Origin of the sequence: Paenibacillus sp. OSY-SE (assembly GCF_000283315.1) — a bacterium.
GTDB classification, from domain to species: Bacteria; Bacillota; Bacilli; order Paenibacillales; family Paenibacillaceae; genus Paenibacillus_B; species Paenibacillus_B profundus.
This window is the reverse complement of the sequence record NZ_ALKF01000202.1, coordinates 26,887-41,956: the sequence shown is the minus strand read 5'-3', so window position 1 is coordinate 41,956 and position 15,070 is coordinate 26,887. Positions and strand designations below refer to the sequence as shown.

Annotated in this window: 13 protein-coding genes; 9 read left to right on the top strand and 4 right to left on the bottom strand. The window is 50.7% G+C overall.

Annotated features, from left to right (window positions below; all coding sequences use genetic code 11):
* The first annotated feature begins 272 nt into the window (after positions 1-272).
* Both A372_RS0128085 and A372_RS0128080 read left to right on the top strand, forming a co-directional pair.
* On the top strand, positions 273-1,469 hold the full coding sequence (locus A372_RS0128085) for an MFS transporter (protein ID WP_019424264.1): 1,197 nt from the start codon (positions 273-275) through the stop codon (positions 1,467-1,469).
* Positions 1,470-1,666: 197 nt separating this feature from the next.
* Positions 1,667-2,317, top strand: coding sequence for a nitroreductase family protein (locus A372_RS0128080; protein ID WP_019424263.1), 651 nt, complete (start codon positions 1,667-1,669; stop codon positions 2,315-2,317).
* A 236-nt stretch (positions 2,318-2,553) separates the two neighbouring features.
* On the opposite strand, the gene A372_RS0128070 is transcribed toward A372_RS0128080, so the two are convergent.
* Positions 2,554-3,423 carry an AraC family transcriptional regulator gene (locus A372_RS0128070; protein WP_019424261.1) on the bottom strand — a complete coding sequence of 290 codons (870 nt, stop codon included), beginning with the start codon at positions 3,421-3,423 and terminating at the stop codon, positions 2,554-2,556.
* A gap of 198 nt (positions 3,424-3,621) precedes the next feature.
* Between A372_RS0128070 and A372_RS0128065 the strand changes: the two genes are divergently transcribed.
* Positions 3,622-6,834, top strand: coding sequence for a glycoside hydrolase family 2 TIM barrel-domain containing protein (locus A372_RS0128065; RefSeq protein WP_019424260.1), 3,213 nt, complete (start codon positions 3,622-3,624; stop codon positions 6,832-6,834).
* A 165-nt stretch (positions 6,835-6,999) separates the two neighbouring features.
* Here the strand turns inward: A372_RS0128065 and A372_RS0128060 are convergent, their stop codons facing one another.
* The gene (locus tag A372_RS0128060) at positions 7,000-7,197 is read right to left on the bottom strand and encodes a cold shock domain-containing protein (protein ID WP_019424259.1); all 198 of its coding nucleotides are present in this window, start codon (positions 7,195-7,197) and stop codon (positions 7,000-7,002) included.
* 200 nt (positions 7,198-7,397) lie between these two features.
* On the opposite strand from A372_RS0128060, the gene A372_RS0128055 reads away from it, so the two are divergent.
* The 3 genes from A372_RS0128055 (at position 7,398) to pepF (ending at position 9,911) form a co-directional block, all read left to right on the top strand.
* On the top strand, positions 7,398-7,631 hold the full coding sequence (locus A372_RS0128055) for a hypothetical protein (RefSeq protein WP_019424258.1): 234 nt from the start codon (positions 7,398-7,400) through the stop codon (positions 7,629-7,631).
* Between the two features lie 13 nt (positions 7,632-7,644).
* Positions 7,645-7,824, top strand: coding sequence for a hypothetical protein (locus A372_RS0128050; protein WP_019424257.1), 180 nt, complete (start codon positions 7,645-7,647; stop codon positions 7,822-7,824).
* Positions 7,825-8,117: 293 nt separating this feature from the next.
* Positions 8,118-9,911 (top strand): oligoendopeptidase F, encoded by a 1,794-nt coding sequence (gene pepF / locus A372_RS0128045; protein WP_019424256.1) that lies wholly within the window; start codon positions 8,118-8,120, stop codon positions 9,909-9,911.
* Positions 9,912-9,974: 63 nt separating this feature from the next.
* Here pepF and A372_RS0128040 read toward each other — a convergent pair whose 3' ends face one another.
* A complete protein-coding gene (locus tag A372_RS0128040) occupies positions 9,975-11,573 on the bottom strand; it encodes an FAD-dependent oxidoreductase (RefSeq protein ID WP_019424255.1) in 1,599 nt (532 codons plus the stop codon).
* 177 nt (positions 11,574-11,750) lie between these two features.
* Between A372_RS0128040 and A372_RS0128035 the strand changes: the two genes are divergently transcribed.
* The 3 genes from A372_RS0128035 (at position 11,751) to A372_RS0128025 (ending at position 14,333) form a co-directional block, all read left to right on the top strand.
* Positions 11,751-12,107 carry a LapA family protein gene (locus A372_RS0128035; protein WP_019424254.1) on the top strand — a complete coding sequence of 119 codons (357 nt, stop codon included), beginning with the start codon at positions 11,751-11,753 and terminating at the stop codon, positions 12,105-12,107.
* 57 nt (positions 12,108-12,164) lie between these two features.
* Positions 12,165-13,238, top strand: coding sequence for a M42 family metallopeptidase (locus A372_RS0128030; protein ID WP_019424253.1), 1,074 nt, complete (start codon positions 12,165-12,167; stop codon positions 13,236-13,238).
* An 87-nt stretch (positions 13,239-13,325) separates the two neighbouring features.
* Positions 13,326-14,333 carry an oxidoreductase gene (locus tag A372_RS0128025; RefSeq protein WP_019424252.1) on the top strand — a complete coding sequence of 336 codons (1,008 nt, stop codon included), beginning with the start codon at positions 13,326-13,328 and terminating at the stop codon, positions 14,331-14,333.
* 139 nt (positions 14,334-14,472) lie between these two features.
* On the opposite strand, the gene A372_RS0128020 is transcribed toward A372_RS0128025, so the two are convergent.
* A complete protein-coding gene (locus tag A372_RS0128020) occupies positions 14,473-15,000 on the bottom strand; it encodes an STM3941 family protein (protein WP_019424251.1) in 528 nt (175 codons plus the stop codon).
* Between the last annotated feature and the right edge of the window lie 70 nt (positions 15,001-15,070).

The window sequence follows — 15,070 nt, the reverse complement described above, 5'->3', positions numbered from 1 at the left end:
GGATAAAGTAAACGACATCGCACACGCTGCTCACACGGATCAGCGTGCCGTTCATGACAACTAAATAACCTCAACAGAAATAAGTAAACTTATTATAACATGAATCTTGTCCCTTATTATTCAAGGAAAGAAGCTTACCTCCTGCCAGAAGCATGCTATACTAGACCGTAATCTTTTTTAGAGGTTGTTCAAAAAGTCACCTATTGATCACGAACTTTTACGAAATCATCATTTCATACCAGCTGGTCAAGACTGCATAGGAGGAGCTCACAATGCTACACACAGCGCAGAGAAATAATGAAGCGCATTGGCTGCGCGCTTTTACATTTACGATATTTATGACGACCTCGGTAGTCGTTTCCTATTTTCCGCTGTACTACAAAGCGCTTGGCTTTTCGAGTATGCAGATTGGAATGCTCTATTCCATCGGGCCACTCGTATCCATTGTATCCAACCTGTTCTGGGGCGTAACAAGCGACAAGCTCGGTACCGTAAAAAAAGTGCTTATCGTGCTGCTCGCAGCTCAAATTGTGCTGTCTGTCGTATTGAGCCAATTCACCTCCTTTGGCGCGGTTGTTGCCATGTTGATTTGCTTTTACTTCTTTTACTTTCCGATTTACCCGTTAAGCGACAGCTTCGCAATTATTACGGCCCAATCTCAAGGCAAGAGCTTCATCGGGATCCGTGTTTTCGGTTCTATCGGCTTTGCCGTATCAGCGATCATCTTCGGCATGGTGCTGCGTTCTGTGGGCGCTCATTATAGCGTATGGGTCGTCGTAATGTTAGGCATTCTTTCCCTTGTGCTGGCCTTCTTCTTGACCGATAAACGCGCTACGTTGAAGAAAATGGAGTTTTCAGGATTATGGGCTGTTTTGAAACAACGGGAAGTCTTGCTGTTCTTTCTGTTTGTACTGCTGCTTGCAATAGCGCATCGTCTGAACGAAGCATTTCTTGGCTTATCGCTCTCCCAATTAGGAGCAGATGAATCATTGATCGGCTGGGCATGGATGCTTTCTGCGTTGAGTGAAATCCCCATCTTCTTCCTATTAAATGCGTTCGGGGACAAATTCAAGGAGCTGCCGCTGCTTGCCTTCTCCGGATTAACTTACGCTATCCGATTGCTTCTCGTTGCGTATATGCAGAACCCGGTGTGGATTGTCTCCACCCAGTTAATGCACAGCATTTCGTTCGGCATATTTTATTTTGTAGCCGTACGCTATATTAGCCGAATTATTCCGGACGAATACCGTTCGACAGGGCTAGCGCTCTATACGATCGTCTGGTCGAGCATCGCCGGGTTGTTGAGCGGAACGCTTGGCGGCGTGCTGCTGGAAGCATACGGCAAAGATACCGTCTATCACGTCGGTGCGATATTCGCATTCGCCGCTTGTCTCGGGTTCATGATGCTTGCGCTTCAATCGCATTATGCAGAAACGGGATCTCGTTGGCCGATTCGACGCAGACGTTGAATGAATTCGATACGGGAACATTAATCAAGCTTCCAAGCTCAACACGGTTTCGTTGCAATTTTCCATCCGTGCCGTATAATAATGGTAGGTCTTAGTACAAGGTCTTAATCTTAATTATATACAGTCTGCAATTGTACAAACCATCATTTTACGATAGCTTAGGCTGCCTAAGGGCAACCACGGCGGAGGGATCAGACATGACAACGTATGAAATCATGAAAGAAGTCATTCACGAACGCCGCAGCGTGCGACGTTATGAGGACCGTCCGGTAACGGTGGAAGATGTAAGGGAGCTCATCGATTGTGCGCGATATGCGCCGAGCGATACGAACTCTCAGACATGGGAATTCATCGCGATCTTGAAGCCCGAATTGATCGCTCGGATTGAACAGCTTACATGGGATGCCCTGCATACGCGCGCGAAGCAGGCTGAAGCCCAAGGCTTAGCGAAGGAAGCCCGATTGCTCGTCAAATCGTTCGGACCGTACGCAACCGCTTTTTCCAATGCGCCTGCGCTTATTATATGTCTGGCGTCCCCGTATACGTCTAAATTCCGCGAGCGCATCTTCGATCCGATTGGGCTCGTGCCATCCACGGTGTGGGATGAGGAAGGCATCAAGAGCAGTTGCTTGGCGATTCAGAACTTCATGCTGGCAGCGCATGCCCGCGGTTTGGCGACCTGTCCGATGACCGGTCCCGTGCTCTTGGCTGACCAACAAATCAAGGATCTGCTGGACATCCCTGAAGATCGTCAGGTTAACATGGTGCTTGCGCTCGGATACCCTTCGGACACGCCAGCGAAGCTGCCCCGCAAGCCGGTAGAAGACATTTTACGTATTATCGAATAAAGAAGCCCCATTTGGACACGCGCGAGTACGGGAACTTATCCCACTCACGACACAAGCCCCTTCGTCCTTTCCAGCAGGAAAGAGCAGAGGGGCTTGTCTATAATTACAACTTGCCGCACATCGTCATTATCTTCGAAAGAATCCATCATTTTCATCAGCTTCTCCGCATTCTCGCCATCACCCACTGGTTGTTCTTCACTTGGTCCGCTTTCCGGTCAAAAAGAAGGGAAGTGACATCACTCCAACGATTCCTCCCTTGCCGCAATTCCTCCATGAAGCTGGCGGAATTGAGCGGGCGTCATTCCTTCTTGCTGCTTGAAACGTTGAATAAAATAGCTGGCATGCTGAAATCCGACCTCATTGCCGATTTCACTGACGGACAGTTCAGGCTGGCTCATTAACAATTGCATTGATTTGCGGATACGAAGCCGGTTCACATATTGAAGGGGGCGAAACCCCATCGAGCGGCGAAATAACGTGCATACATACTGCGGAGAGATATTGATTCGATCCGCCATCTGCTGCAACGTCACTTCCTTCATATAATGTTCATGAATCCAGTCTAACAAAGGGGCTAGCGATTCGATCCCCTGCTTCGGCTGTCGTCCAGCTTTGCCGGTATCCGCCCAACCGCATCGCCCCCATGCCATTACCAGCTCATACGCGAGCGAAGATAATACAGTCCCTTGACCGTAAGCAGAATCGCTTAGCAGCGCAAGCGCGCGCCGGATCGGATCCATTGTAATATCGGGCGATCTCAACGTCATATGCGACGATTGGCGGATGTTCACCGTAGACAGCAGTTCTTGCGCCAGTGCACCTTGAAAGCCGAACCAATATATTCCCCACGGTTCTTCCATGGGCTTGTATTCATGCGGAACATCGGGAAACAGGAGGACGCCTTGCCCCGAACTTATCTCAATTGTCTCCTCGTTCCCTTCCCAACGGAATATTCCCCGGCCGGAAGTGCATTGCAGCCATTGGTAATCAGGATAGCCATGCGGCCGATCAATTTCGGTCTGATGACTCCAGCTCCCCACCGTAGTGACGATGAGCGGCAATGTTCGCTCCTTGTCGGTAAGCATAGGGAAGTGCAAGCTGTCCATGGGTATCACCCCTTTCCTTCGCCGTCAACATTCCAATTGCATTTGTTTCATATCCTTATATGTACTATAAAATCGTTAGATTGAAAAGCATCAGAATCCCGTCCTATCATATAAATAGAGGCAAAATCATGTTCAAATCGTTATATATCTGTGCCCGTATCTATTAAAATGACACGTTCATAGGAAAGGAAGATGAAGATGACTACCTCTCATTCGAACGCACATCCTGCACAACCATCTTCGGCCGCACCGATTTGGCAAGACGAAACTGTGCTGCATCTGAATCGCTTGGAGCCCCGTGCTTACTTTATCCCGCATGAGAATGCGACTGAAGCGCTCACATATGAACGCGGAGCTTCCCCTTGCTTTCAGCTGCTTAATGGCGAATGGAAGTTCCACTATGCAGAGTGCCCGGAAGACGCACCGCAGCACTTTTTCGAGCTCGATTACGATGACATCTCATGGGAACGCATCCCGGTGCCTTCGAATTGGCAGATGGAGGGCTACGGCAAGCCGGAATATACCAATGTGCTGTATCCGATTCCCGTCGATCCGCCGTATGTGCCTGATCATAACCCGACCGGATCCTACCGCCGTACCTTCTGGATAGACGAGCAGTGGTCCGACAAGCGGATCGTCCTGCGCTTTGAAGGGGTCGACAGCGCATTCCACGTGTGGGTTAACGGTGAACATGCCGGTTATAGCCAAGGCAGCCGCATCTCCGCCGAATTCGATATTACTGCGCTTGTTCGTCCGGGCAGAAACCATATTGCCGTACAAGTGTACCAATGGTGTGACGGCACCTACTTGGAAGATCAGGATATGTGGTGGCTAAGCGGCATATTCCGCGATGTGTACTTGCTTGCTTTTCCAGGCACACACTTGTGGGATTTTACGGTACGGACACCGCTGTCAGACAATTACCGGCGGGCCGTGCTTGAGGTAGATGCTTCCCTGCGCAATGATCGCGCGGTGTCTTCTGCCAACAACCAACTGCTGCTTACGTTGCTGGATGCTGATCTGCAGCCTGTCGCCCGTGCGTCGTCAACGCCCATTGCCGCCATTACCGCTGGCACTGCAAGCACAGTCAACTTTGCTGTTGAAATCGAAGCGCCGCAGCTATGGACGGCCGAGACTCCGTATCTGTATCACCTGCTGCTCGAACTTCGGGATGAACACGGCGAGATTCAGCAAATCACCGCCCAGAGAGTCGGATTCCGTGAAGTGAAGATAGCGGATGGGAACCTGCTTGTTAACGGGAAAGCCATTATGTTGAAAGGGGTCAACCGCCACGAGTTTCATCCTGACCTCGGCCGGGCCGTCCCGTTGGCGACGATGTCGGAAGATATCCGCGTTATGAAGTCGTTCAATATTAATGCGGTCCGGACAGCGCACTATCCGAACGATCCGCGCTTCTATGAGCTCTGTGATCAGGCGGGGCTCTATGTGATCGACGAAGCCGATCTGGAGACGCATGGGTTCCAACCTGTCGGATACTGGGCACAGCTCAGCAATGAGCCAAGCTGGCGGCAAGCGTATGTCGAACGTATGCAGCGCATGGTCATGCGGGACAAAAACTTTGCAAGCGTCATCATGTGGTCGCTCGGCAACGAATCAGGCTGCGGTCCGAATCATGCCGCGATGGCGGAATGGGCAAACGGATACGATCCGACCCGCGTCGTGCATTATGAAGGAGACTGGGAGGATATACTCGGCCTCGACATCGTCTCAAGAATGTATACGGCGGTCAATGAAGTGGAGACCATTGCGCAGAATGGCGACCAGCGTCCGTTCATCCTATGCGAATTCGCCCATGCCATGGGCAACGGTCCAGGCGGGTTCACTGAATATGTCGAAATGTTCTATCGGTATCCAAAGCTGCAAGGAGCATTCGTATGGGATTGGGTGGACCAAGGCATACGGCAAATTCGGGAAGACGGCCGTTCCTTCATGGCGTACGGCGGTGAATTTGGCGAAGTGGTGCACGACGGCAACTTCTGCCTGAACGGCTTGGTCGATGGCGATCGCAAGCCATGGCCTGCACTGCATGAATATAAGAAGGCGATTGAGCCGGTGAAAGTCTACGTATCAGATATCGCTTTAGGGCAATTTGTGATCGAGAACCGATTCGACTTCATCCCGCTCTCTGCGCTTGCCGGAGTGTATACGATTGTGGCAGACGGAGCAGTTGTCGCAAGAGGCCCGTTCGATGTGCCGGATGTAGCGCCGCGCGAAAGCCAGCCTTGGACGTGGGACGCATGGCAGGTGTTGGGCAGCTCCGCTCATCGATTACACGGCAAAGACGTATGGCTGCGGCTGTCGTTCCGCACGTGCCGCAGCGAAGATTGGGCGCAGTCCGGACATGAGTTGGCTTGGGCCCAGTTCCAGATCGAACCATGCAGCGGTAAGAGCAGCGTGGAGAACGGCATGACCGAAGCCGATGCTGCCATTGATGCAGCTCCCTCCTCCACCGCGTTCAGTGTCATAGCGCCGCTCGAAGTGCAAGAGGCCGGAAATATATTCGTCGTGTTAGGCCGCGATTTTACGATTCGCATCGATCGCCGCAATGGCGCCATCGTGACATGGCAATCGCAAGGCATCGATCTTCTGGCGGGAAGCCCTCACATCCAATTATGGCGTGCAGTCATTGATAACGATCGCTATACAGTCAAGGATTGGCGCCGCTTCGGCTTGCACCAGATGACAGAACGGCTTGAATCCATTCAAGTCAATTCATCGGAAGCAGTACAAGGATTGATTCATTTGAATGTCAACATTCGGATGAGTGCCCCGACTGTCAAATGGGGAATTCGCTGCCATCACCGGATTACGATACATCATGACGGCTCGCTTACTTTACAGGTTAGTGCTGTACCAGAAGGCGAGCATCCAGATGTGCTGCCGCGCTTTGGCTATGAACTTAGCCTTCCGCACACGTTGGGTCACTGCTCGTGGTATGGACGCGGTCCCGGCGAGAGCTACATTGACAGCAAGCAGGCTGCTGCCATAGGCTGGTACGATGCGAATGTGGATGATTTGATGGTCGCCTACGAGAAGCCGCAAGAGAACGGGAACCGTACGGATACACGCTGGGTTGCCTTCACGAATCAACGCGGGTTTGGCCTGCTGGCCCATAGCGACACACTGTTCGACTTCAGTGCGCATCGTTACGCCGTACAAGACCTTGAGCGTGCCGCGCATCATGCGGACCTGCTGCCAAGAAATGAGATCATCGTGCATCTCGATAAGGCGCAGCATGGGCTTGGCAGCAACAGCTGCGGTCCGAAAGCACTGCCGCAGCACGAGCTGAAGTGCGAACCGACATCATTCAAGGTTCGTCTTGTCCCTTTCAGCCGGGACGGCGTGTCACCGGGGCAACTGGCTCGCCAGACATGTCCAGCGGCTGAGTAGCTGAGACATCATCAGAAGCACAGTGAGGCCCGGTTGACCGCGCCTCACTGTGCTTCTGAAAATAAACAGCAAAAAAGCAGCCTCGCCGAATGAACGGAACAAGGCTGCTTGGCTTTGCTATTGTACACTATTTATAGATGACGATCCCCTAGCCGGGTAATCTCATTATAATTTAATGACATTAGCAGCTTGTGGACCACGGTTTCCTTGGGTAATTTCGAATTCAACCTCTTGACCTTCGTCCAAAGCTTTGAATCCGTCGCCTTGGATTGCGGAATAATGAACGAATACATCTTCACCGTTCTCCACTTGAATAAATCCGTAGCCTTTCTCTGCGTTAAACCATTTTACAATACCTTTCAAGATCAAAACCTCCTCACATAATCCACCCTTACAGGCGAATATTTACATTATAATTGAGGACATTTGAGAACGCAACTTTTTTTATTGAACAATTATTTGATTTCAAGTATGGGCTGGGTTATCATGATCGATAAGACTGTCTCAGTGAGACAGTACGCAAGATTCACGGTGTCCTGCACCATGGAAACGGGGTTTTTTATATGATAAAAAAGCATGTCATTTACAAGACGGACAATTGGAATATGATGACGGTTGAAGTGCAGGGCCGCTATATCATATTGCGAGAAATATCAGACCAATGGGGCGAAGAATGCCATAACTTTCTAAGCCGCCCGGCACTTATGCATTGGGCCAAGCAGCGCTTCCCCAAAGAAGACTATGTCGGCAAGGAAGAAGAATGGAATCAGATTATGGACGCTTTCAAGCAAGTGTAAAGGCAGGTAATCCATGAATTCGTCAACGAACCTAATCTTCATTATTTTGGCTTTCTCACTCGGAGCCGTCCTGATATGGAAAAAAGAAACCGTGCCTGCTCCGATGCGCCGCCCGATGGCTCTTCTGGCGCTTCTCTTAATCGCATTCGCTTTTTTCCTGATTGTGTACTCGCTTGTCACGCTGGGTACCTAAGACAAGATTCGATGTCGAATCATATCTTGGGATGCTACGTGATCAATAAGGGAGCTTTTTGAACAACCTCTTTCAATAGTTTTACGGCACTTCGGTCATACTAGCCTTCAGATTCAAGTCTCAGCCTGAACGACAGGAGGATAGATATGACCGCACAGCGCCGCGCTATAATCTTACTCGTCGTAGGATCTTTATTAGGTGTCACGCTAATCCCTGCTCCAGCATTGCCGGCTCAAGCAGCCGATTCAGCTTGGCAACCGCGATTTCAAGAACATTTCATGAGGAGGGTACATATGCAACAAGTTATGAAACGCTCGGAAGTACCGCAAGAGGACCGTTGGAAGCTGGAGGATCTATTCGGCTCCAAGGCAGAATGGGAGCGAGAGTACGAGCTCGTGCTTCAATTGTTGGAGAAGATGAAGCAATACCATGGCAAGCTAAGCGACGCTAAGACGTTGAGCGCTTGCTTCGAACTGGAAGATGATATTTCCTTACATACTGAACGCTTATACGTATATGCCAATATGCGCCATCACGAAGATACTGCTGAACCACAATATCAATCGCTGTCCGAGAAGTCGAAGCAACTGACAGTTACAGTAGGAGAAGCGCTCTCCTTTATGACTCCGGAGATTCTAGCTCTCTCTGATGAGCAGCTCGATAAGCTGATTGCGGATCCTGCGCTTGCAAGCTACCGCTTTACGTTGACAGAAATGAAGCGCCAGAAGGCCCATGTGCTGTCGAAGCAAGAGGAAGCGTTGCTTGCTCAAGTCGGAAGCATGTCGAAAGCGCCTGAAAGCATCTACAGCATGCTGAACAATGCGGATATGAAGTTTCCGAAGATCAAAAATGAAAAAGGCGAAGAAGTAGAGTTGACGCACGGACGTTACATTCAATTTCTCGAAAGCCGCAACGCCGACGTGCGCAAAGCAGCATTCGAAGCCGTATACGGCACGTACCGTGGCCAACGCAACACGATTGCCGCGACACTGAATGCCAACGTGACGAAGAATCTGTTCTACGCGCGTGCACGCAAATATCCTTCAACACTCGAAATGTACCTTTACGGAGATAACATTCCGAAGGAAGTATATACGAACCTGATTAATACGATTCATAAGCACTTGCCGCTAATGCATCGCTACATGAAGCTCCGCAAGCAGCTCCTGAATGTTGATGAGCTGCATATGTACGATTTGTTCGCTCCTGTCGTGGATGAGTTCGACATGAACATCACGTTCGACGAAGCAAAAGCAACCGTCAAAGAGAGCTTAAAGCCGCTTGGCGAGAAATATTTAGAGGCGCTGCAAGAAGGCTTCAATAATGGCTGGATCGATGTGTACGAGAACGAAGGAAAGCGTACAGGGGCTTACAGCTGGGGCGCATATGGCACGCATCCTTACGTGCTGCTGAATCACAAGGATAACTTGAACAGCATGTTCACGTTGACCCACGAAATGGGTCACGCGCTGCATTCGTATCATTCCGATAACAACCTGCCGTATCGTGATGCGCAATATACGATTTTCTTGGCAGAAGTGGCGTCGACATTGAACGAGGCGCTGCTTATGGATTATATGCTGAAGAAGACGAACGATAAGAAAGAGAAGATGTATCTGCTCGCCTATTACATCGACCAATTCCGTACAACGGTGTTCCGTCAGACGATGTTCGCGGAGTTCGAGATGATCATTCACGAGCGCGCCGAGAAAGGCGAAGCATTGACTCCACAGCTGCTGTGCGAAGTGTACTATGATCTGAACAAAAAATATTACGGAGACGACATGGTCGTCGACAAAGATATCGAAATGGAATGGGCACGCATTCCACACTTCTATACTAGCTTCTATGTGTACAAATACGCGACAGGCTTCTCTGCCGCACAAAGCTTTGCCAAGCAAATACTGGATGATGGCCAGCCGGCCGTTGAACGCTACTTGGGCTTCCTGAAGAGTGGTGGCAGCGACTACTCCATCAACATTTTGAAGAAAGCTGGAGTAGACATGTCCACGCCTACTCCAATCGAGGAAGGCATGAGCCTTCTGGAATCGCTCATTGAAGAAATGGAGCAAATGGCTGCAAAATAAGATGCCATGGAATAAGAAAGCGGGGGCCCCTCTGGGCACCCGCTTTCTTGCTGTTGAGACACCCTAGTTCATTCCCTCGAATGGCCAGCTGCGCTGAATCCCTGCCTCATCGAGTTCTTTTTGATAAGCCTTCAGGTGAAGTGAATGACCATGCACCTCGCGAGGCGTCACGCCATGATCCAGAGCGTACGCAATGAGATGACCGACCGACTCCCCAATGTTCCATTCGGTCGGGTGGAGACGGTAGCAGCCATTCGTAATTTGTGTTGTACCGATATTTTTGCTGGCGGGAAGCACATTCTGGACCCGCCTCGGTATGAGCGCACCGAGCGGAATCTCATACGGATAGGCTGGAATGAACATACTGCGGCGGCTCTTGGCCGTCATATGTAAATCCAAGAAATAATGCCCTACACCGACACTATCCTCATAACAGCGTATTCCCTCGCCTTTGTCTTGCCGCAATTCCTTATTTACATCCGCTTCGGTAATCGTATAAAGCGCCTGAATTCGTCTCGACTCACGAATATATGGAGATTTCGCCAATCCGTCCTCCGTTCCGACCGCTTTGCCGCACAGCCGGAGTCCGGGATAGCCCGTTCCCCCGTCCTCCCGAGGAGCTTCAGTCTGCAGCCAATATAATAGTGATAAGCTTAATTGTTTTGCCATTTCTACATGCTGCATCCGTTCTTCATATGGCATTTCAATAATCGATGCCAAGGAGTAATCGTTCTGCGGCCAATTGATAAGCGAGATGTCACCCTCCGACTCCCCTTCTTTGAACTGGGCTGCATCCACGACACGGCGATATGTCCACAGCGGCAGATCGCTGCTTCCTGGCAGGAATGTAAAGCTGCGATATTCCTCATCAGCGTTCGGCTTCATATCCCACCAGCTCAGCAGCGGATAGGGCGATCCCTCATGATAGAAGCTGCGCCAGAACTCGTACATCTCTGGTTGCGGGATCGAAGGGGCGAGATGAGCTGCATGCTCCGGCAGCATCTCAACCGCCATCACGACCGTGAACGCCTGTGTATCCTCTTGATTCGCTTCAAGGAGCGCATGCGGCTCTCCCGTATTCTGCTGCGACTCAGCCCCGACATTGTACTCCACGCCAGCGAGCGGCAGTAAGTCGCCGCATTCCGTTGCATCCACGAAGTAATCCCCGGCAATCGTCGTCTCTTCCCCGCTCTTCAAGTGCCGGACTGTCACTTGCTGCACCTTTTCTCCTTCCGCCTGTGCCTGAATCGGTATCGTGTCATACAAAATATGAAGGCGCCCCTCGTTCACAAACGGCCACAACCACTTCTGCAAAATGCCATGCGCTACGTTCGGTTCATGACTAAGACGGCTGACCCATGCATTGCCTGGATTGAAATGTTCGTCGAAGTGCGCCTCGCCGCGCACTTGATCAGGCTGCACCCGTTGGCGGTAATGTCGTCGAACCTGTTGGCGGAATTCCCGATAGGAGCCTGTACATCCCGTCTGTTCTATCCAGGGATGCTCGTCGGGCGGCACGGCCTGACTCGTTAGCTGGCCGCCCACCCAATCCGTCTCTTCCGTCAACACAACTTGATACCCCCGCTTTGCCAATGTCCATGCTGCAAGCGTACCTCCAAGCCCCCCACCGATAACAACTGCATCCGCTTTCATGTTTTCCATCGCAGTCCTCCTTTTCCACATTAACCCACCTGTTATGAGCATATCATGCTTCAAGAACGTTTTGAATATTTTCACCTTAATTAAATTTATTTTTGGATAATGCATTCAACTTGTGACGAAAGCGGTCGAACATTATACTGAGAGGTAGATATATAGAACCATGAGGAGGATAACTCGATGCGTATTCAATGGTCTTTGCTGGCAGGGCTCTTTTTCGCGTTGATTACGGCCATCTTCGCCGTCATTAACGTCAATCCGGTCCAAGTCAATTTGTTATTCGGTACATTTGACGTACCTCTTATTTTGCTCATCCTTGGCTGCACCCTGTTAGGGGCCATCATTGTGGGCTCCTACAGCATTTATTTGCAGTACAAATCCCAGAAGAAGCTGAAAGGGCTGGAACAGCAGCTTGCTCAAGTGATGGACGCGACGGGGTATGTCATTCCGGACACTGTAGAAGAGCCAGCTCTGCAAGGCACTGAGGATCTGAGCGATACCTCCAACGCTTCCGCTGATCGGAAGCACGCCGAGTAGCATAACTACCACTATCTATATGGAATTAAACGGATGCAAAGATGAGGAGGCTATATAATGAATCAACCTGTCATAACATCGGAGCCGTTTCATGCGGCGATAGATGAGAATTATGTAACTTCGTTTTTAATGGAACTGCTTCAGACCCCAAGCCCAACCGGCTATACACATCACATAATGAAGCGAATTGGCGAAGAAGCGAAACGTCTCGGATATTCATTTGAGCTTACGCAAAAAGGATGCGGCGTGATCAAAGTGAACGGCGCAAAAGGCAATGCCGAGAAAGTCATCGGCTTATCAGCGCATGTGGATACGCTTGGCGCAATGGTCCGTTCCATCAACGCAGACGGGACGCTGCGGCTCACTTCGTTAGGCGGATACATGTCTCATTCAATGGAGAACGAATACTGCCAAATACATACTCGGGACGGACGGGTCTATACTGGCACAATTATGACCAATCACCCGTCTGTACACGTATATAGCGACGCACGCGACTACGCGCGTGAAGAGAAAAATATGATGGTGCGCATCGATGAGCTTGTCCACTCCAAGCAGGATACCGAAGCGCTTGGCATCCGTACGGGCGATTACGTGTCCTTCGATGCGCGCCCAGTCCATCTGCATAACGGCTTGATCAAATCGCGTCACTTGGATGACAAAGCAAGCGTTGCAGCACTCTTCGGCGTATTGGAGAGCATAAAGCGCACATCTTGGCAACCGCAGCACGATATCGTCATTTTCATTACGAACTATGAGGAAATCGGTCACGGCGCATCATACATTCCCCAGGAAATAACGGAAATGATCGCCGTCGATATGGGCGCAATGGGGGACGATTTGTCATGTAAAGAGACCGATGTATCTATATGTGCCAAAGATTCCTCCGGTCCTTACGATTACATGATGACCGGACAATTGATCGCATTGGCCGAGCGGGAAGGAGTCGAGTATGCGGTGGACATTTATCCTCATTACGGCTCGGATGCTTCCGCCGCTTTACGGGGAGGTCATAATATTCGCGCCGCGCTCATCGGACCGGGCGTGCATGCATCCCATGCGATGGAACGTACCCATCAGAAGGCAGTCATCAATACGGCGCGGCTTCTCTCCGCTTACATTACAGAGTAAACTTACCGGACGGAAGTAGGGACATGATAGTTATCAGGACTCTATCACTCGAACGACAACTTGCATCGATGAGAAGGAGGAAGAAATATGACGGAGCGCTTTCGAGCATTAGTCGTGCGCAAGTCAGATGGCGATATAATGGACGTGTCCGTTCAGGAGCTCGGCTTGTCCGATCTGCCGGAGGGCAGTGTGACGATCCGTGTTGCTTATTCCAGCTTAAATTATAAAGATGCATTAGCTTGCGCACCGAACGGCGGCATCGTTAAATCGTACCCATTCATCCCCGGAATCGATCTGTCGGGTATCGTAATGACAAGTCATGATCCGCGCTTTACTGCCGGTCAGCCAGTGCTGGTTACCGGTTATGAGCTAGGGGTGACTCATTTCGGCGGTCTGTCCGAAATCGTCCGCGTCCCTGGAGATTGGGTCGTGCCTGTACCCGAATCACTCAGCTTGCGGGAGGCGATGGTGTTCGGAACGGCAGGATTTACGGCGGCATTAGCCGTAGAACGCCTCGAACAGCACGGCATTCGTCCAGATGATGGCCCGGTTCTTGTAACCGGAGCAAGCGGCGGAGTCGGCTCCATTTCCGTCGCTATGCTGGCCAAGCTTGGTTACGAAGTAACCGCCGCGAGCGGTAAGAGTCAATTAGCCGATACACTGCGGAATTTAGGTGCCGCTCATGTCGTATCGCGGCAGGGGTGGCAGCCTGAACGGCCGCGTGCGTTGGATAAGCAGCGCTGGGCGGCAGTAATCGATGTATGTGGCGGTGACATTCTTGCAGCAGCGCTCGCTTCTACCCGGTATGGCGGAGCCGTTGCGGCTGCCGGACTGACTGCGGGAGGACAGCTGCCGACATCGGTCTATCCGTTCATCTTGAGAGGCATAGCCCTATACGGAATTGACTCGGTCTATGCTTCAGCCGCTCACAGGACTCGACTCTGGTCAAGAATGGCTGATGAATGGAAGTTCATTGCACAAGACAATGAATGGATTCATGAGATATCCCTTCAAGATGTGCCGGAATATACCGCTCGTATGCTCGAAGGGCAGACATGGGGCCGCGCGCTCGTCCACGTAGCTGCGGAAGATTAGAAATGATCGTGAATGAAACAATGACGCTGCGCGAACGCACAAACGCCAGCTGCGCATGTCAGTGTTACCATATTATCTAAATAGAGCAGGCGCCGATTCATAAGGTCGGCGCCTGCTCTTTGTATTCGTTTGGTTATGACTATCCCATTGTTGGTTCGGATCGTTTCCAACGCGCGAGCATTTCGTTGACCACCTGTTCCAATGGCACGCTGATGGCGACCTTTGGAATATTTACTTGAGCTTTCACTAAATGCTTGTTCGCTTTTGCAATCGATTGCTTCCACGATGGAATCCGCGCCATAAGCCGATCCGGATTCACTACTTGGATGCCGATAAAATGCTGGCCCATGAATTCATAAATAAAAATGTCTTTTACTTCATCCCATCTCACTTCACCTGCCGCACTCAAGGAGGCATTATCGATGAAGCCTTCATTAGAAACAACTAGCGCCGGCTTCGGCACCATCAGGCGAAAGAGGGAGTATGCCAATGTTACCGCAAAAAATAATGAACAAATTCCGCCAACGACAATGGATACTCCTTCACTGTCAAGCATCAATACAATACCGATGACGACGAACACAAGCGACCCCAACAAAGTTAATATCAATTTGCGCTTGCCTGGATAAATGACATATGCATTCGACTCCGCTTCATATGCTGTCACGACAGAGCATCTCCTTTCATCCCAACTATTCTTATATAAACCGATGAAGGAGCACGTAACCTCATGTTGC